Origin of the sequence: Bartonella sp. CL434QHHD (genome assembly GCF_042195145.1) — a bacterium.
Lineage (GTDB): Bacteria > Pseudomonadota > Alphaproteobacteria > Rhizobiales > Rhizobiaceae > Bartonella.
The window spans coordinates 77,658-96,297 of sequence record NZ_JBHINT010000034.1 but is presented as its reverse complement, the minus strand read 5'-3'; the positions used below and the strand labels follow the sequence as shown (position 1 = coordinate 96,297).

Here is an 18,640-nt window from a genome sequence, read left to right as displayed (position 1 = left end):
TTATCATTTAGCAATAGCAGTTATCTTTTACATTTGCAATGAAGGATTAAGAGAAAAAATAACTTTTCAAAATGTTTAAAAACAGTTTTTTCATATTGAAAAAATTGATGATTTAAGCAGCTTGTTTTGGTAAGGAGGTCCCCTTTCAAGAAGCTCTATAGCTCTTGAATGCCAAACAAAAAGGGAGCACTCAAAGATGCTCCCACTTCATGTAAAATATCTCATAAAAAATGAGAATACTCAGTAGCGTAAATATGCACCTGTCATTTTGGTAACATTATCCACGATCTTTGAGGCAAGCTTTTCTAAATCTTCATCCGTTAGAGTCCGTTCTATGGGCTGAATAGTTACTTCAATTGCAACAGATTTTTTATCTTCACCAAAGCTTAAATCTTCGAAAACATCAAAAACTTGCACTGAATGAATAAGTTTTTTATCGGCTCCACTTGCCGCCCGAATAATAAGAGAAGAGGCAACAGTTTTATCCGCTATAAAGGCAAAATCACGCCGCACCATTTGAAAAGGTGAGAGTTTCAAAGGAGGACGGCTTTTGGTCGTTTTTTTCTTTGATTCTGGAATTCGGTCTAGAAAAATTTCAAAGCCGCATAAAGGTCCACTGACATCTAACTTTTCTAATGTAGCAGGATGAAAAACACCAAAAAAACCAAGAATAATCTTTGATCCAAGTTTTATGACACCTGAACGACCAGGATGATACCAATCTGGTGCTCCAACTTCAATCTGCACTTTCCCAATATCCATATCACATGCTTCTAAAATAGCTAAAGCATCTGCTTTGGCATCAAAAACATCAACGACGGTTGCATTTCCATTCCAAAAGCGCCCAGCACCTTTAAATTGCTCTGTTCCGCGACGAATCCCACTAACAACACGGTGTTGTTTATCAGGGGTGTCACCCTCATAAATACTGGAAACTTCAAACAAAGCAAGATCGGAAAAACCACGATCAGCATTTCTTTGTGCCGCCATAATCAAACCAGGTAAAAGGGAAGGACGCATCATTGACATATCAGCAGCAATAGGATTAACCAATTTAAGCTCTTCTTGACCTCCTCCAAAAGCAAGAGCTTGATTTTCAGAAATAAAAGACCATGTTACCGCTTCTTTCATACCGCGTTGCACTAAAGCCAAACGTGTAGCACGTGAACGAATTTGTGCGCATGTTACAATCTGATCTTTTTCTTCTACGAAGTTTTCCAAAGGAATAGGTTTAATTTTATCTAACCCATAAATTCTCATGATCTCTTCCACCAAATCGGCTTTACCCATAATATCAGGGCGCCATGATGGTACTTTTACCGTAACGACATCTCCTTTTCCTTCAACAAAAAATCCAAGTTTTGTTAAAATAGAGATGATTTTTTCAGGCTCTATTTCCAAATTTGTTAAACGTTTAATTTCAGAAAAAGGAAAAGCGATCTGTTTGATTTCTTGTTGCTGATAGCCAACGATCCTCTTCTTAGATACTTCACCACCACAAAGATGCAAGACCAATTCTGTTGCAATCTCAAGCCCTGTTTCTATAAAAGCCGGATCAACACCTCGTTCAAATCGATAACGTGCATCACTGATAAGACCTAATGCTCTTCCTGTTTGTGCAATGCTTTGCGCATCCCAAAGCGCCGATTCAATAATAACGCGATGTGTTGTTTCATCACAACTCGTTCTTTCTCCGCCCATGATACCGGCAATCGAAACAACTCCCTCGTCATCTGCAATGACACAATTCTTAGCGCCCAAATGATAGATTTTTCCGTTCAGTGCTTGAAGCTGTTCTCCCTCACGCGCACAACGTACACACAAATTACCTTTAATTTTATCTGCATCAAAAACATGGAGTGGACGACCAAGGTCAAAACTGATGTAATTGGTCATATCAACAAGCGCATTAATCGGTCTCAAACCAATTGCATTCAAACGCTGTTGCATCCACTGTGGTGATTCGCCATTTTGAACATTGCGTACTTCACGCCAAGCAAAACCTAAACATAATGATAAATCTTGCGAAAAATCTAATGAAACATTGAGAGGTGTTTCAAAGGAAGGCTCAAATTTTGGTAAAGACAATTCTTTTAATTGTCCGATTCCTGTAGCGGCAAGATCACGGGCAATACCACGAACACCTGTGCAATCGGAACGATTAGGGGTCAAACCAATATCAATGACCGGATCATCTAAACCAGCATAAGCTGCAAATGAATCTCCAATAGGACTATCTTCTGGAAGTTCAATAATCCCATCATGCTCATTCGATAATTCAAGCTCTGCTTGTGAACACATCATCCCAAAACTTTCAACACCACGGATTTTTCCTACAGATAATGTTACATCAAGTCCTGGAATATAAGTACCTGGTAGTGCCAGAACACCAATAAGACCTGCACGCGCATTTGGTGCTCCACAGACAACTTGAACAGGTGTGGAAGTCCCTGTATTGACGGACAGAATCTGGAGTTTATCTGCATCAGGATGCTTTATTGCTGTTAAAACTTTTGCAATCACAAAACCTTTTAAAGAAGATCGATCATCAACGGAGTCAACTTCAAGACCGATAGCTGTTAGTTTCTCACAAATTTCATCCAAAGATGCATTTGTCTCTAAGTGATCTTTTAACCACGACAATGTAAATTTCATTTTAAAACCTCACATGAAAGCGATGACTAAGATCACACATTATCTATTAGGAAAAAAAGCAGGCATATCAAAGAAACGAAAGCCATAGTGGTCTAACCAACGCAGATCAGCATCAAAAAAAGCCCGCAAATCAGGCATACCGTATTTCAACATGGCAATACGATCAATGCCCATTCCCCATGCAAAGCCTTGATATTCATCGGGATCTAAGCCAACATTTTTCAACACATGAGGGTGCACCATTCCGCATCCTAAAATTTCCAACCAATCCTGCCCTTCTCCGAACTTTACGTCTGAACCAGAACGATCACATTGAATATCCACTTCCATAGATGGCTCGGTAAAAGGGAAAAAAGAGGGACGAAAACGCATTTTTACAGAGGGAACTTCAAAAAATTCTTTACAAAAGGTTTCATGTAGCCACATCATATGGGCAATGGTGGAGGTTTTATCGATGACAAGACCTTCTACCTGATGGAACATGGGAGAATGTGTTGCATCCGAATCCATGCGGTAAGTTTTTCCAGGAATAATGATCCGTATCGGTGCTTTTTGTCTTTCTAGTGTGCGAATTTGTACAGGTGATGTATGGGTCCGCAATAATTTTCGTTCTCCCATTTTATCAACATCAAAAAAGAAGGTATCATGCATTTCGCGTGCTGGATGCCCTTCAGGAAAATTCAATGCCGTAAAATTATAATAGTCTGTTTCAATATCAGGTCCCTCTGCAAGAGAAAAACCCAACTTCGTATAAATGGCAATAATTTCCTCAATCACTTGTGAAATAGGATGAATGCGTCCCCGTTCTATAGGTGAAGAGCGAATAGGCAAGGTAACATCAACTGTTTCACGAGAAAGACGGGCATCCATTGCCTGTCTTTTCAGAAGATCACGCTTTTGCGCCCATAATTCTAAAATACGATTTTTTAATCCATTAAGAACTGGTCCAACTTTATGACGCTCGCCAGCATCCATTTTTCCTAATTCTTTTAATTTTTCAGAGATACTACCTTTTTTACCCAATGCTGCAATACGCACTTCTTCAAGAGCTTTTTCATCACCTGCTGCCTCTAAGGCTAAACAAATTTCTTGTTCCAGACGCTCAATATCATTCATATTTTTGCCTATTTTTTAATAAAGAAAAACCCGCACTTGCAATAGCCAGCACGGGACCTCAAATAAATGAATGCTTTAAGAGAACACGACTGGCTTATTTGACAGCGCCTTCGAAAGCATTAGGTGTCGTATCTTTTAAATATTCTAAAGCTTTTTTTGCCGAGGCAACTAAAGCAGAAAATGCTTCCGCCTCGTGGATTGCTATATCTGAAAGAACTTTACGATCAACTTCAATACCAGCTTTTGATAAGCCATCAATAAAACGTCCATAAGTTAAACCTTCTGCACGAACAGCCGCATTAATCCTCTGAATCCACAAAGCACGGAAAGTACGTTTTCTATTTTTGCGATCACGATAAGCGTATTGCTTTGAACGATCAACCGCTGCTTTAGCTGCACGAATGGTATTTTTACGACGACCGTAAAAACCTTCAGCCTGTTTAAGAACTTTTTTGTGCTTAGCGTGTGCTGTCACACCTCTTTTCACACGAGCCATATTATAATCTCCTCAAAATCAAAAGCGTAAGGTTTAAATACCATTCGGCAAATAATGCTGAATGACTTTTTTAGCATCTTGTTCACACAAAACCATTGTTCCACGTGCATCGCGAATAAATTTATTCGAACGCTTAATCATGCCGTGGCGCTTACCGGCAGCTGCTACTTTAATTTTGCCTGACGCAGTGATTTTAAACCGCTTTTTAGCGGATGATTTGGTCTTCATCTTGGGCATTTTGCTACTCCGTACATTAATTTATTCAATCAAAAAATTTATTCACTCAAGCGGACCAACGCTTGAACAAGCATTTAAACAGCCACGGCATGCCCTGCCGGGCGGCTCTTAAAGACGTTTTCATAAGCTAGTATACACAAAATTGCAAGACCGTATTACAAAAAAATCGGCGCTCCATTGCCTTGAAGCTCAACTAAAGGTGCTGGAATTGCATTTGTTTTGATGGCTGCTTTACATAAATCGGCAATAATGCATTGCGTACATTGTGGTTTACGGGCTTGACAAATATAGCGACCATGTAAAATCAGCCAATGATGTGCATGGCGAATATAATGAACCGGTATAATCTTTAATAATTTTTTCTCAACAATTTCTGGTGTTTTGCCAAGCGCTAAACCAAGACGATTGCTTAAGCGAAAAATATGTGTATCTACTGCCAATGTAGGTTGACCAAAAGCAACATTCAAGACCACATTAGCCGTTTTGCGCCCTACTCCAGGAAGGGCCATGAGTGCTTCACGCGTATCGGGTACTTGACCGCCATAATAATCAATTAAATAGTTGCAAAGCGCATAAACATTACGTGCTTTTGCACGCCAAAGACCAATTGAACGGATATGATGTGCTATTTCTTCTTCTCCTAATGCAACCATTTTTTCCGGTTGATCAGCAAGGCGAAATAATTCTTTTGTCGCTTTATTAACGCTTACATCTGTCGCTTGAGCCGAAAGCACAACGGCAACCAAAAGCGTAAAAATATTTGTATAGATAAGATCACTCTTAGGCGCTGGGCGTTGCACAGAAAAACGGCGAAATATTTCTGCAATTTCATTTTCATTATATAATATACCAGATAAATTTCGCACTTTTGACAATTTTATGGTACGTTGAGGCATTGAACTCTCTTAAATCTTCTCTCTTGAAGTTATCATTCACGCTCGCCATATGAGAGAAATGCAGCGAACACTTTTATAGAGTATGGTCAAGTAAAGCCGTTTTAAAGAGGATACTCATGAATGACACATGTGACGCCTTTCTCCAATCCCTTTCTTTTAGGGTTTGAAACCGTAGAAAAAATATTGCAACGTATCGGTAAAGCTGATGAGGCTTACCCAGCCTATAACATTGAACGTTTGCATAAAAATGATGATGCAAATCATATCCGGATAACTTTGGCTGTTGCTGGATTTAAGATTAACCATCTTAATATTTTGCTTGATGATAATCAATTGGTTATTCATGGTAAACAAACAGACAACCAAAATCATCAATATTTATATCGCGGTATAGCTGCGCGACAATTCCAGCGAACCTTTGTTCTCGCGGAAGGGATGCATGTTACAAATGCGGAGTTGAAAAATGGTCTTTTATCAATTAATCTGTATCAACCAAAATTAAAAAAAGAAATAAAACAGATTCCAATTAAAGTCAGTAGTGGTGAGTCATAAAAGTTAAGGCGTAAAGGAACAGTGAAATGGGAGAACATAAACAAAACTTGTCGTTTCAGAACACATCCTACTCTGATGCGGGACAGATTGCCTATTTAAAAAAAGTTTGTACAGATGATCTGGCTAAAAACTTTCCAGATCTTCCACCGATGACCCCAGGCATTACGATATGGGCTCTCTTTGGTGAAACAGGTTATCCTATCATTTTATCCGATGAGCGTTCTATCGCTCTTGCTGGAGCCAATGAGCATGAACTACAAATTGTAACTCTGCACTAGATTACCTTACGAGAAAAAGCTGTACTCTTTTATAAATTCTATCTGTTTTTTCGTAAAGGGTGTAATGTGGGTTATAATTAGATTAAGTATTGATTTATATTCATAATTAATTTTTTACAACTGGAATGAGAGTCCCGAATATCATAAGGTTCTCTCATTTGAGATCTTCTTATATTGAAACAATTAAAGTCACTTGCTTGATGTCATAAGCAGGGAGAGCCATGTGGATAAAAACACTTGAAGAAAGGAATAAAAATATCTCTTTTTAATTGTCTCAATTACCAAAGACATTCACAATATGGGGATGAAAAAATGTATGATGGTGTCAGTTTTCTTCTTCATAAGTGTGAAGATGTCCCTTATAGATTTATATTATTCACGAGGGCTGTTATACCATTCATGGGCGCTATCGTGAAATGGGCTCGAGTTACATTGAAAGATGTCTCTTTAAAATGAGTACATAAAGGCTATACAAGTGTATTTTGTTTGGTGTGTTTTGTTCTTCCTGAGGGGAGTAGCTCTATTGAAGAGTGTAAAAACAAAAGCATGAGATAATGCGTCATAATTATTTAAAAGATATTTCTATGAATGCGTTTGAAAGGTGTAAAGCTGAATTGTAAGGAGATGATAGATTTTTACCACGATGCCTTTATATTCTTTCCAAATGAGGCTGTCTTCTTGTTCCAGAAATTACGCAAACAAATAGATGCAATATACTGACCAAATCTGGCATACAAAAATCTGGAACAGTTCGTTCCACACTGAAGCGTTTTGATATTTGTCTCAAACGTGGACTTGCACAGGGATTAGATGTTGATTAACAGGTAAGAAAAAAACAAAGGCTTTATGAAAAAGTTTATACAGGGCTTTTAATTTTGTGCTTCAAATGCCTCAGTACGAGGTATTTTGCTCTTTTGAATATTAAAGCTCTTGTTTTTATAATGAAGTTACAGCACAACAAGCAAAATGGAATTATTTGAGGGGAAAAAAATAATGCCTTCTTACCGTTCAAGAATATCAACCCACGGGCGTAATATGGCAGGAGCCCGCGGACTTTGGCGTGCAACAGGGATGAAAGATACTGATTTTGGTAAACCCATTATTGCGATTGCGAATTCTTTTACACAATTTGTACCAGGGCATGTCCATTTAAAAGATCTTGGGCAATTAGTCGCACAACAGATAGCTGTTGCCGGTGGTGTTGCGAAAGAATTTAATACCATTGCTGTAGATGATGGAATTGCGATGGGGCACGATGGAATGCTCTATTCTTTGCCCTCACGTGAAATCATTGCTGATTCTGTAGAGTATATGGTTAATGCACATTGTGCGGATGCACTTGTCTGTATTTCTAATTGTGACAAAATTACGCCTGGTATGTTAATGGCTGCTTTACGGTTGAATATTCCGACAATCTTTGTTTCTGGCGGTCCTATGGAAGCAGGTAAGATTAAATGGAAGGATCAAGATCTAAGGGTTGATTTGGTCGATGCCATGGTCGCAGCAGCTTCAGAACAAAATTCAGAAGAAGAAGTTGCTGAAATGGAGCGTGCAGCTTGTCCTACATGTGGTTCTTGTTCAGGAATGTTTACGGCCAACTCCATGAATTGCTTAACGGAAGCATTGGGGCTTTCTCTTCCTGGAAATGGATCAATGTTAGCAACACATGCAGATCGGCGGATGCTTTTCGAAGAAGCTGGAAAACAGATTGTTGCATTGGTTAAGCGTTATTATGAAAATGATGATGAAACAGTTTTGCCACGCTCTATTGCTTCACGCAAGGCTTTTGAAAATGCAATGACCGTTGATATTGCCATGGGGGGATCAACCAATACAGTACTGCATCTTTTAGCCGCGGCGCAAGAAGGTGAGGTGGATTTTACCATGACGGATATTGATCATCTTTCACGTCGTGTTCCTGTTTTATGTAAGGTTGCTCCTGCTGTTGCAAATGTACATATGGAAGATGTTCATCGCGCTGGTGGTATTATGGGGCTTTTAGGCGAACTGGATGCGGCGGGACTCATTGATACATCAACTTATACGGTTCATGCAAAAACAATGAAAGAAGCTCTTTACCGCTGGGATGTAAAGCAAACTAATGAGCCAACAGTTCGTGCATTTTATCGTGCTGCTCCAGGTGGTATTCCGACACAAACAGCTTTTAGCCAATCTTGTCGCTATGAGACCCTTGATCTTGATCGTGAAAAAGGTGTGATTCGCAATAGAGAACATGCATATTCACAAGATGGAGGATTGGCAGTTCTTTATGGAAATCTTGCAAAAGATGGCTGTATTGTAAAAACAGCAGGCGTTGATCAATCAATTTTAACTTTTAAAGGTCCGGCAAGAATTTTTGAAAGCCAAGATTCAGCTGTTTCAGCTATATTAACTGATAAGATTAAAACAGGTGAAATTGTTTTAATCCGTTATGAAGGTCCACGTGGTGGACCTGGAATGCAAGAAATGCTTTATCCAACGAGTTATCTCAAATCTAAAGGATTAGGCAAGGTTTGTGCACTTGTTACGGATGGACGTTTTTCAGGAGGAAGTTCAGGGCTTTCGATAGGACATATTTCACCAGAAGCTGCGGAAGGAGGAGAAATTGCGTTAGTGGAAGAAGGGGATATCATAGAAATTGATATTCCAAATCGTAGAATTCATATGTTGGTGGATGACGTTGAGATGAAGCAGCGCCGTGCTAAGATGGAAGCAAAAGGAAAAGGCGCTTGGCAACCGATTGAGAAGCGTCAGCGTAAAGTTTCAAAGGCTCTCAAAGCTTATGCAGCGATGACTACATCTGCTTCAAAAGGTGCAGTACGTAATATTTGATGAGTTGAATAGAGACAGTACTCTGATTTTTTGCATCTTTTGCACGATATTCTAAGCTAATTATTTTATGAGTTTATGAACTTATCAGAATATTTCGAGTCATGGATGAGTATGATTAAAAAGCTATCAATACAACTAAAAGCAGCTGCGGATTGCTTATTTTAGCAGCTATGTAAGACAGATAAAGATATATACAGTATCATTACTTTTCATATCATATTCCAATCTTATACGAAATTACAATTTCCTGTTCTCATATTTATGGAAGATATTTATTGTACTGGTGGCATTATCTTGTTGTACCGTAAAACACTGTCATTTAGGACTGTGATATACGGCATCCTCCTTAAATATTAAGTGTTTCTTAGTGCGTGGTGAATATTCTTAGACTTGTTTGTAAAGCTTTTAGTTTAAGTGAATCACATGACTAGGAAATCAAGATAAATTCCTTAGAATCTGGATTGTTTGCAGACTTGATTCGAATGAAAATCTTTATCCTTTGAGATGTAAGAAGGAGTTTAAGGATATTTAGGAAAATAAAATGCTGCTGTGATATATCTGATTATATGTTCCATATGAAAACAGTAAAAGAGCTCTTTATAGCTTAAAATGTGAAGAAAATACGAGACCCATTATCCATGAATTTATTATGCAAAATGGGATGGTATCCCAACACCAACAGCTTTAAACTAGAAATGTTGCTATGATAACAATAATATCGATCGTGAAAAAGCATAATTCACTAAATATGGCGTATTTGCAAGGTGGAGGAGATTTCATGACAATCTTTACAAAAAACGACTATCTTGTAAAAATAGTCGATCTTGACCAATTTTTTGTATAAGAGCCAATATTAATCTAAGGGAATATGAAATATAATGCATATGGTTTTGCTTCTATAGGCAATTATACTTACAAATATATTATGTAGAAAAGCGATGGGAATACGATAAATAACTGTTTATGCTGTGGTATATCAAAAATGGTTACGTTATCTCCTATTAAGAAGGTTTTTTAATAAAAAATAACATCTGTTTTCTATAAAGGGTTACTCTTTTCAAGCTGTTTGAGGTGGTAAATTGCTTCTAAAGCTTGTTTAGGAGAGAGTTCATCGGGATGAATATTTTTTAAAGCTTCGTGAAGTATACAATGTTTGTTTTTTGCTTCATTGACGGGAGATGTTGCTTTAAGAGAAAAGAGTGGTAAATCATCAATGAGTTTATGTCCTTTTCCAGCCATTTCGCCTTGTTCTAATTGATGGAGTACATCTGTTGCTCGTGTAATAACGGCTGGGGGAAGTCCAGCAAGCTTTGCGACTTGTACACCATAGGAACGGTCAGCGGCTCCTGGTGTGACCTCATGAAGAAAAACTACATCACCATCCCAATTTTTGACTTTCATGGTTACATTATGCAGTCTGTCAAGTTTTTCGGTAAGTGCAGTCATTTCATGAAAATGGGTAGCAAGAATAGCACGACAATGGTTAACTTCATGGAGATATTCAACAGCAGCCCAAGCAATAGAAAGTCCATCAAAGGTTGATGTTCCACGTCCTATTTCATCAAGAATAACAAGGGAATGGTGGCTAGCATGATTGAGAATCGTTGCTGTTTCAACCATTTCCATCATAAAGGTTGAGCGCCCCCGTGCAAGATCATCGGAAGCCCCAACGCGACTAAATAGGCGATCAACGACACCAATATGTGCTGAAGTTGCTGGAACGAAGGATCCCATTTGCGCCATAATAGCAATAAGAGCATTTTGCCGCAAAAAAGTTGATTTTCCTCCCATATTAGGCCCTGTCAACAGCCAGATTGCTGCATATTGCTGATTTTCTTGCACAGAGAGATCACAATTATTGGCAATAAAAGGTTCTGCTGCTTGTTTGCGGAGTGCTTGCTCGACGACAGGATGGCGTCCTGCTGTAATATGAAAGGTAAGTGAAAGATCAATTTTAGGGCGGCAATATCCTTGTTCTTCAGCAAGATATGCTAAAGCGACAGAGACATCTAAAATAGCAAGTGCTTCAGAGGCTTTACGAATAAAATCAACTTGTTCGGTAATTTCCTGAACGAGAATATCAAAAATCTCTAGTTCAAGTGTCAATGCGTGATTGGCAGCATGGGCAATACGGCTTTCAAGGTCAGCGAGCTCTGTTGTCGTAAAACGCATAGCGTTTGCCATTGTTTGCCGATGAATAAAACGTGCTTTAGCTTGTGGATTATTTGTAAGGGAAGATGCTTGTGTGCTGGTTACTTCAATGAAATAACCTAGAATATTATTATGCTTTATTTTAAGCGTCTTAATATCTGTTTCGTGGGCATATTGCGCTTGAAGTTCAGCAATGACACGGCGAGATTCATCACGTAAAGCACGCATTTCATCGAGCTCTTTATGATAATTAGAACGAATAAAACCACCATCACGTTTAAGGAGTGGGAGATCATCAGCTAATGCCTGTTCTAAATGAAAGTATAACGCTGTGGGTAAGTTTGAGAACACCTGTTGTACATCACTTATTTCTTGAGGCAGAAGCTCATTATCAAGAAGTTGATGCAATTCACGAATGATTTCAAAGCCGCGCTGGATTGTCGCCATATCACGGGGACCTCCTCGTCCAAGAGCCAAACGTGAAACGGCGCGGGGCATATCTGGTCCCCCCTTTAAAATAAGCTTTATCGCTTCTGCAAGAGAAGGATTACGTAGAAAAAAATCGATAGAATCCAAACGCGTATCAATAGCCGAAGGAGTGGTGAGGGGAGCAATAAGGCGGTCAATAAGAAGGCGTGATCCTCCTCCTGTTACAGTGCGATCAATAGCTTTTAATAAACTTCCATCCCGTTGACCTGATGTCGTACGAATAAGTTCAAGGCTTAATCTGGTTGCGGCATCAATAAAAAGAGTCGCACTTTCATTTTGGCGCTCAGGCTGCATGAGGGGAGGGCGATGCGTGATTTGTGTTTTTTCGATATAACGAATAGCAGCTACAATTGCAGAGAGTTCGGAACGTGAATAATCGGCAACGCCTTCAAGAGTTGAGAGTTTAAAATAATTGCAAATATCGCGTTCAGCGGTGAGTGCATCAAAGAGACAAGCAGGTTGAGGTGAAACGATACGATCAAGAATACTAAAAAGTGACTTGTGAGATTTATCATGAAAAAATGAATCAGCAACAATGATTTCTTGTGGATCAACACGCATAATATCTGCTAAAAGTTTTTCTTGGCGGCTTTCTGTTACACGAAATATGCCTGTTGAGATATCAATCCAAGAAAGAGCAAATTCCTCTCCATCGCTAGTTTTTATACGGGAAAGTGTCATCAAATAATTTGCGCGTGTTGGATCAAGGAGTTTTTCTTCTGTTATCGTTCCAGGTGTTACAAGGCGAACAACATCACGCCGAACAACAGATTTTGAGCCACGTTTTTTTGCTTCAGCAGGATCTTCTATTTGTTCACAAACAGCAACTCGGTAACCACAAGCAATCAGTTTTTGTAAATAATCATCAGCAGCATGAACGGGAACACCGCACATAGGAATATCTTGTCCTAAATGTTTTCCGCGTGCTGTGAGTGTGATTCCTAAAGCCTGAGCAGCTTCAATCGCATCATTAAAAAATAATTCATAAAAATCCCCCATTCGGTAAAAGAGAAGGGAATCATGATGGACGGCTTTGATTTCTATGTACTGCTCCATCATAGGTGTAAGACGTTCTTGAGAGGAAGCAGATGAGGAGGCAGGCTGTGGAATTAAATTATTTTTATGATTGTTTTTTTTATCCATTTGTACGAGGCCTGTTTCCTTTAAGTGAAGTTTTTACTCTTTTTTATTTACTTCAATATCTATTTATCTCTAAATTGCAACGCATCATCAGATTTGCTAAGGCAAGAATAGCGATTTCTAATATATGAATCAGATTTAATGACTATACGCATTATCAAGCAAAATTTACACTGTTTTTGGAGAAAATAAAGTGAGATGAAAAAGAGTGAGCAAGATCAGAAAATATCTCAAACTGTTTACAGTGCGAGCGAAAGAGAAGCTCTAGATTTTCATAGTCGTGGTCGACCAGGAAAGCTTGAGATTGTTGCAACAAAGTCTATGGCAACACAGCATGATTTAGCACTTGCTTATTCACCAGGTGTTGCCGTTCCAGTTAAGGCAATTGCTCAAAATCCAGCGCTAGCTTATGATTATACAGCAAAAGGCAATCTTGTTGCTGTTATTTCAAATGGTACAGCTATTTTAGGGTTAGGCAATTTAGGTGCACTTGCTTCTAAGCCGGTCATGGAAGGAAAAGCAGTGCTGTTTAAGCGTTTTGCGGATATTGATTCCATTGATTTAGAAATTGATATAAACGATACAGAAAGTTTTATCAATTTGGTGCGCCATTTAGAACCTTCTTTTGGTGGAATTAATCTTGAAGACATTAAGGCGCCAGAGTGCTTTATGATTGAAAGCCGCCTACGCGAGGTAATGAATATACCTGTTTTTCACGACGATCAACATGGTACAGCAATTATTGTTGCTGCTGGTGTTCTCAACGCTTTGACTTTAACAGGGCGCGATATGCAAAATACGCGGTTAGTCTGTAATGGTGCTGGTTCTGCAGGAATTGCTTGTATTGAACTGATTAAAGCGATGGGCTTTCGTTCCGAAAATATCATATTATGTGATACAAAGGGTGTGGTCTATGAAGGCCGCAAAGAGGGAATGAATCAGTGGAAATCTGCGCATGCTATTCAAACAGATAAACGTACGCTTATGGAAGCAATGGAAGGTGCAGATATATTTTTTGGGGTTTCTGCTAAAGGTGCTCTTACTCCTGAAATGGTAAGATCCATGGCACCCCAGCCGATCATTTTTGCTATGGCTAATCCCGATCCAGAAATTACGCCGGAAGAGGTTATGCAAGTGCGTCATGATGCCATTATCGCAACAGGACGTTCCGATTATCCAAATCAGATTAATAATGTTCTCTGTTTTCCTTATATATTTCGTGGTGCGCTTGATGTGCGTGCAAGAGTTATTAATGAAGACATGAAGATTGCTGCGGCAAAGGCTCTTGCTAATTTAGCGCATGAAGAAGTGCCTGACAGCGTTGCAGAAGCTTATCATGGAAAGCGATTAAAATTTGGTCCTAATTATATCATCCCTGTTCCTTTTGATCCGCGTTTATTTACGGTTGTTTCAATAGCGGTAGCAAAAGCAGCAATGGAAAGCGGTGTTGCGCAAAAGAACATAGATGATTTAGAGGCCTATGAGCGCGATTTGAATGCGAGACGTGATCCTACTTCCTCGATGATGCGTGGGGTTTATAACCATGTTCGTCAAGCGCCAAAACAAATTGTCTTTGCAGAAGGTGAAGAAGAGCAAGTTATGCGGGCAGCCGTTTCCTATGTCCATCAAAAATTAGGACAAGCGATTTTGGTTGGTCGTGAAGAGCAAGTAAGAGAAGCGGCTGTTATCGCTGGAATTGATCTGGAGCGTGAAGGTATTTCTATTATGAATGCTAAGCTTTCTTGCCGTACAGATGCTTATGCGAATTATCTTTATAAAAAGATGCAGCGTCAAGGCTGGCTGTTGCGTGATTGTCATCATCGTATCAATAATGATCGCAATTATTTTGCTGCGTGTATGGTGGCACTAGGAGATGCTGATGCAATGGTTACAGGGGTGACACGCAATTATGAAACAGCGTTAATCGATATACGTCGTGCAATTGATGAAAAACCAAAAGAACGATTGATTGGTATTTCAATGGCTATTTGCCGTGGACGAATTGTGTTTATTACGGATACAGCCGTTTATGAAAATCCTAATGCTGAAGAACTTGCGGATATAGCGGAACAAGCAGCTTCATTTGTGCGAGGATTTGGATATCAACCACGGGTAGCATTTTTAGCATTTTCTACATTTGCTTATATGAAAGGGCAGACGACGCAGCAAATTCAGGATGCGATTAATATTTTGCATGAACGCAAAGTTGATTTTGAGTTTGATGGAGAAATGAGTGCTGATGTGGCACTCAATTCCAAATTGATGCAGCAATATCCATTTATGGGATTAACGGAGCCCGCTAACATTTTGGTTATGCCTGGATATCACGCGTCTTCCATTGCAAGCAAAATGTTACAAGAACTTGGTGAAGCAACCATCATTGGTCCTATTTTAATTGGATTGGAAAAATCTGTCCAAATTGTACCATTTAGTGGAAGCGATACAGATGTTGTCAATATTGCAATGCTTGCGGCTTATCATGCCGCAAAAGTCGTCTAAAGGAAAAAAGCCCCTACTATACCAAGAATATATCAAGGGGCTTTTTAATAACAAAAGAATAAACTTTTTAAGAGGGCTGTATTTGACTGTCTTTTTGTTCTTCAGAAAGACGCTTTTGGAAGAGTGCTGCAAAATCAATAGGATCAATCCACAAAGGTGGAAAGCCACCGTTTTGAGTAGCATCAGATATAATTTGGCGAGCAAATGGAAATAAAAGACGGGGACATTCAATAAAGACCAGAGGCATAACATGTTCTTGTGGAATGTTTTTAAGGTGAAAAACACCACCGTAAATCAATTCTACATGAAATAAGGTTTCAGTTTCATCATTGGCTTTGACGGAGAGAGACAAAACGACATCATAATTGTCATCACCAATTGGGTTAGCATTGACGTTAATATTGATATCAATTTGTGGTGATTTTTCACGTGCACGCAATGAACGAGGAGCACCTGGATTTTCGAATGATAAATCTTTTAAATATTGAGTTAATACAGCAAAAACCGGCTCTCCACCACTGTTATTCATTTCACCTTCGGCCATACGACGAACCTCTCTTATTATAATATGTATAATTTATTTTAGATCTAAAGACCAGATTGGTTATCACGCCTTGCAAAAGGTTGCAAGAAATGCGCTCTTTATCTTGAATATTTTTTTAGTTTGTTGCAGATTTTTTAGGCATTTCAATGGTTATCATCATTTTTGCGCCATGGAGATTCTGTCGTATCATGAATTGTGTAATCTTCTGCTTTAAGATCAATTATTTTTTCAGAGTCATTTTTTCTTTTAGTATTGGGATTCATTTTGTTTTTTAATGATATAAAGAAATGCCAAGCAACAGAGCGAATTGGTTTAATAAGAAGTAATATTCCCAAGAAATCACTTACAAAGCCGGGAAGAATAAGTAAAATTGCACTAAAGATGATGAAAGCATCATTAATAATATTATTCTCTAATGTGCGTCCTTGGACAAGTTCAGTTTGTATATTTTTTAAAAGGCTAATCCCTTGAATTCGCAATAAAACAACCCCAACTATGGTTGTGAGAATAACCAAACTCAAAGTTGCCAAAATACCAATTTCTTGACCAACAAAGATAAAACCAGCAATCTCGATTAAAAGAATGCAAAGAAAGATAACAACAAAAAAACGAGGATTTATAGAATAAAGTTTTATCACATGAAAATTTCCTTCTGGATGAGTAGGGGGAGAAATTCTTAAGAGCACTCCGTTTAAATACAAAATCTATAAAAATATTTGAATGATAAGATTCCTTATTTTACATATTTATTGATAAATGGTATTGACTGCAATGTTTATTAGAGACTTAAGCTTTGGAGATTGACAGCGCCTATGGAATTTGACGTTATACTTGTCATAGCTCTTGTTGTTATGGTTGTTATTTTTGTGCAACTCCGTAATGTATTAGGGAAACGAATTGGGTTTGAAAAGCCACCCTTTGATCCTTATTCACGTCGTTCTAAAAAACAGGTTGAAGCAGAAACGGCTGATAATATTGTTTCGTTCCCTCATCAGAAAAATTCACAAAAAGACGACTTTAGTGAAATTGATAAAATTTCACCGGAGGGGAGTCTTTTGAATAAAAATTTGCGGGAATTGCATAGAATTGATTCTCATTTTTCTCCTCAACTTTTTATAAAAGGTGCGCAAATTGCTTATGAAATGATTGTAACAGCTTTTGCCAAAGGTGATCGCAATCAGCTTAAAAGCTTGCTTTGTCAGGATGTTTTTGAGAGTTTTTGTACGGCTATTGAGCAACGAGAAAAAAATAAAGAAAGAATAGAATTCACTTTTGTTGGAATTAATAAGATCGAATTTATTGCGGCGGCAATACAAGAAAAGGATGAACTTTTAACGATACGTATTGTCAGTGAGATGATTTCTGTTACTTATAATGAACAGGGCGAGCGTATAGACGGTGATCCTGATGCTATTGTAGAAATCAGAGATATTTGGACTTTTGTTCGCAATAGTTTATCGTCAGATCCCAACTGGAAGCTTTTTGCTACAGAAAATGAAAATTAAAATACTTTTTGTTTTTCTTCCATAAGCATTCAATGATTTATGAGAAATTAAAATGTCCTCAAGTAAATGGAGACAAAAAAGAGATTTATTGGCTTCACAAGATCGCCTTTTATGGGAGATGGTGTGTCGTACGATAACACCGCTTCACGGTAAGATGCTCTCTTCTACTTCAGAAATTATTGCAAATATTAATGATAAAAATCAACCTGTAACTCAAATCTCCTCATTGTCTCAGGAAAATCAACAACCCTCGACAATTATTAAAAGAGAAAAGAGGGCAGTTACACAAGCACAAAAGATTCATTTCTTCGATCATGTTGCATATCGTAAAATTTCCCAAGGTCGTTATCCTCTTGAGGCGCGTCTTGATCTTCATGGTTATATGCAGGAAGAAGCTTATTTTTTCTTAAAAAAATTTCTACAATCCTCTCAGCAGAGAGGATTGCGTTATGTCCTTGTGATTACAGGAAAAGGACGATCCGTTGGGAGTGATGGAGCTTTGTATAGATTTGTTCCGTATTGGTTATCAACACCAGCTTTTCGATATTATGTCCACGCGTTTGAGCAAGCAGCACGTCAGCATGGCGGAGAAGGTGCGCTTTATGTTTGGTTGCGCCGTTTTATGTCGGGAGAAGGAATGTGATGTCATTATGGTCGTTTCAGGTTTAATATTTATTTATACTTATAATTTATTGTTTTCGTATATTTCGTAAGAGCCTTGAATACAATATTCCCTTCGTTATAATTTTTTATAAAGAATTATAAAGATATTATTTTACATTCTACGTATTGCTTCACGCTTTTGTTTATAGCATTCGTTAACGGGGCACATCCCTCACACAAAACAGAACGACATTGAATTGAATATATCCACAGGCTTGTTTTAAAGAAACATCTTTCAACGCTCTCAAGCTTATTTTGCGACAGTATCCGTGAAGAGTATAATGATAAATCCATGAAGCACCCCCCCTATCTTTATGCTTAGTAAAAGAGTAAGCTGGCATCATCATACACTTTACCATCTCCCAATGTTGCAACAACCCTTTAAGTCCTTGGTATTTTAAAGCGTTTATACAGAGGCATGCTTTTCTGTAAGTGTTTTTACTCTCCGCAGTTCTCATCTCGCGCGTGACGCCTAAACGAAAGATTTTGATCGATTCAATATAAGAGGACTTAAAATGAGAGAGATATAGATGGATCTCATTCAGGTTGCAAAGCGATAAATTATTTTTATAAACCACAGCATTACT

14 protein-coding genes are annotated in these 18,640 nt (G+C 38.4%); 6 read left to right on the top strand and 8 right to left on the bottom strand.

Annotated features, from left to right (window positions below):
- Positions 1-240 precede the first annotated feature (240 nt).
- From pheT to nth, 5 genes are all read right to left on the bottom strand, one after another.
- The gene (gene pheT, locus ACFILN_RS05310) at positions 241-2,655 is read right to left on the bottom strand and encodes a phenylalanine--tRNA ligase subunit beta (RefSeq protein WP_375671035.1); all 2,415 of its coding nucleotides are present in this window, start codon (positions 2,653-2,655) and stop codon (positions 241-243) included.
- A 39-nt stretch (positions 2,656-2,694) separates the two neighbouring features.
- Positions 2,695-3,771 (bottom strand): phenylalanine--tRNA ligase subunit alpha, encoded by a 1,077-nt coding sequence (gene pheS / locus ACFILN_RS05305; RefSeq protein WP_375630537.1) that lies wholly within the window; start codon positions 3,769-3,771, stop codon positions 2,695-2,697.
- Between the two features lie 94 nt (positions 3,772-3,865).
- Entirely contained in the window at positions 3,866-4,267 is a 402-nt protein-coding gene (gene rplT / locus ACFILN_RS05300; RefSeq protein WP_012754515.1) for a 50S ribosomal protein L20, read from the bottom strand.
- A 33-nt stretch (positions 4,268-4,300) separates the two neighbouring features.
- On the bottom strand, positions 4,301-4,504 hold the full coding sequence (gene rpmI / locus ACFILN_RS05295; protein ID WP_183193590.1) for a 50S ribosomal protein L35: 204 nt from the start codon (positions 4,502-4,504) through the stop codon (positions 4,301-4,303).
- Between the two features lie 155 nt (positions 4,505-4,659).
- Positions 4,660-5,400 carry an endonuclease III gene (nth, locus tag ACFILN_RS05290; protein ID WP_375642992.1) on the bottom strand — a complete coding sequence of 247 codons (741 nt, stop codon included), beginning with the start codon at positions 5,398-5,400 and terminating at the stop codon, positions 4,660-4,662.
- A gap of 120 nt (positions 5,401-5,520) precedes the next feature.
- On the opposite strand from nth, the gene ACFILN_RS05285 reads away from it, so the two are divergent.
- From ACFILN_RS05285 to ilvD, 3 genes are all read left to right on the top strand, one after another.
- Positions 5,521-5,952 carry an Hsp20 family protein gene (locus ACFILN_RS05285; protein WP_012754518.1) on the top strand — a complete coding sequence of 144 codons (432 nt, stop codon included), beginning with the start codon at positions 5,521-5,523 and terminating at the stop codon, positions 5,950-5,952.
- Between the two features lie 26 nt (positions 5,953-5,978).
- Positions 5,979-6,230, top strand: coding sequence for a DUF1150 domain-containing protein (locus ACFILN_RS05280; protein WP_012754519.1), 252 nt, complete (start codon positions 5,979-5,981; stop codon positions 6,228-6,230).
- Between the two features lie 993 nt (positions 6,231-7,223).
- Positions 7,224-9,062, top strand: a complete 1,839-nt coding sequence (gene ilvD / locus ACFILN_RS05275) for a dihydroxy-acid dehydratase (protein WP_273790257.1) — start codon at positions 7,224-7,226, stop codon at positions 9,060-9,062.
- 1,038 nt (positions 9,063-10,100) lie between these two features.
- Here the strand turns inward: ilvD and mutS are convergent.
- Positions 10,101-12,845 carry a DNA mismatch repair protein MutS gene (gene mutS, locus ACFILN_RS05270; protein ID WP_375671034.1) on the bottom strand — a complete coding sequence of 915 codons (2,745 nt, stop codon included), beginning with the start codon at positions 12,843-12,845 and terminating at the stop codon, positions 10,101-10,103.
- A gap of 195 nt (positions 12,846-13,040) precedes the next feature.
- On the opposite strand from mutS, the gene ACFILN_RS05265 reads away from it, so the two are divergent.
- Positions 13,041-15,341: an NADP-dependent malic enzyme gene (locus ACFILN_RS05265; RefSeq protein WP_375642989.1), complete on the top strand. Its 2,301-nt coding sequence runs from the start codon at positions 13,041-13,043 to the stop codon at positions 15,339-15,341.
- A gap of 67 nt (positions 15,342-15,408) precedes the next feature.
- On the opposite strand, the gene secB is transcribed toward ACFILN_RS05265, so the two are convergent.
- Complete coding sequence (secB, locus tag ACFILN_RS05260) at positions 15,409-15,885, bottom strand: protein-export chaperone SecB (RefSeq protein ID WP_375630527.1); 477 nt, start codon at positions 15,883-15,885, stop codon at positions 15,409-15,411.
- Between the two features lie 143 nt (positions 15,886-16,028).
- Entirely contained in the window at positions 16,029-16,523 is a 495-nt protein-coding gene (locus tag ACFILN_RS05255; RefSeq protein ID WP_375630525.1) for an FxsA family protein, read from the bottom strand.
- A gap of 174 nt (positions 16,524-16,697) precedes the next feature.
- Here ACFILN_RS05255 and ACFILN_RS05250 point away from each other — a divergent pair, with 174 nt between their 5' ends.
- Positions 16,698-17,390, top strand: coding sequence for a Tim44/TimA family putative adaptor protein (locus tag ACFILN_RS05250; protein ID WP_273790262.1), 693 nt, complete (start codon positions 16,698-16,700; stop codon positions 17,388-17,390).
- A gap of 52 nt (positions 17,391-17,442) precedes the next feature.
- Entirely contained in the window at positions 17,443-18,033 is a 591-nt protein-coding gene (locus ACFILN_RS05245; protein ID WP_375657964.1) for a Smr/MutS family protein, read from the top strand.
- The last annotated feature ends 607 nt before the right edge of the window (positions 18,034-18,640 follow it).

Coding starts and splice junctions, on each gene's coding strand:
- pheT (WP_375671035.1), bottom strand. CDS start 2,655: ATGAAATTTACATTGTCGTGGTTAAAAGATCACTTAGAGACAAATGCA.
- pheS (WP_375630537.1), bottom strand. CDS start 3,771: ATGAATGATATTGAGCGTCTGGAACAAGAAATTTGTTTAGCCTTAGAG.
- rplT (WP_012754515.1), bottom strand. CDS start 4,267: ATGGCTCGTGTGAAAAGAGGTGTGACAGCACACGCTAAGCACAAAAAA.
- rpmI (WP_183193590.1), bottom strand. CDS start 4,504: ATGCCCAAGATGAAGACCAAATCATCCGCTAAAAAGCGGTTTAAAATC.
- nth (WP_375642992.1), bottom strand. CDS start 5,400: ATGCCTCAACGTACCATAAAATTGTCAAAAGTGCGAAATTTATCTGGT.
- ACFILN_RS05285 (WP_012754518.1), top strand. CDS start 5,521: ATGACACATGTGACGCCTTTCTCCAATCCCTTTCTTTTAGGGTTTGAA.
- ACFILN_RS05280 (WP_012754519.1), top strand. CDS start 5,979: ATGGGAGAACATAAACAAAACTTGTCGTTTCAGAACACATCCTACTCT.
- ilvD (WP_273790257.1), top strand. CDS start 7,224: ATGCCTTCTTACCGTTCAAGAATATCAACCCACGGGCGTAATATGGCA.
- mutS (WP_375671034.1), bottom strand. CDS start 12,845: ATGGATAAAAAAAACAATCATAAAAATAATTTAATTCCACAGCCTGCC.
- ACFILN_RS05265 (WP_375642989.1), top strand. CDS start 13,041: ATGAAAAAGAGTGAGCAAGATCAGAAAATATCTCAAACTGTTTACAGT.
- secB (WP_375630527.1), bottom strand. CDS start 15,885: ATGGCCGAAGGTGAAATGAATAACAGTGGTGGAGAGCCGGTTTTTGCT.
- ACFILN_RS05250 (WP_273790262.1), top strand. CDS start 16,698: ATGGAATTTGACGTTATACTTGTCATAGCTCTTGTTGTTATGGTTGTT.
- ACFILN_RS05245 (WP_375657964.1), top strand. CDS start 17,443: ATGTCCTCAAGTAAATGGAGACAAAAAAGAGATTTATTGGCTTCACAA.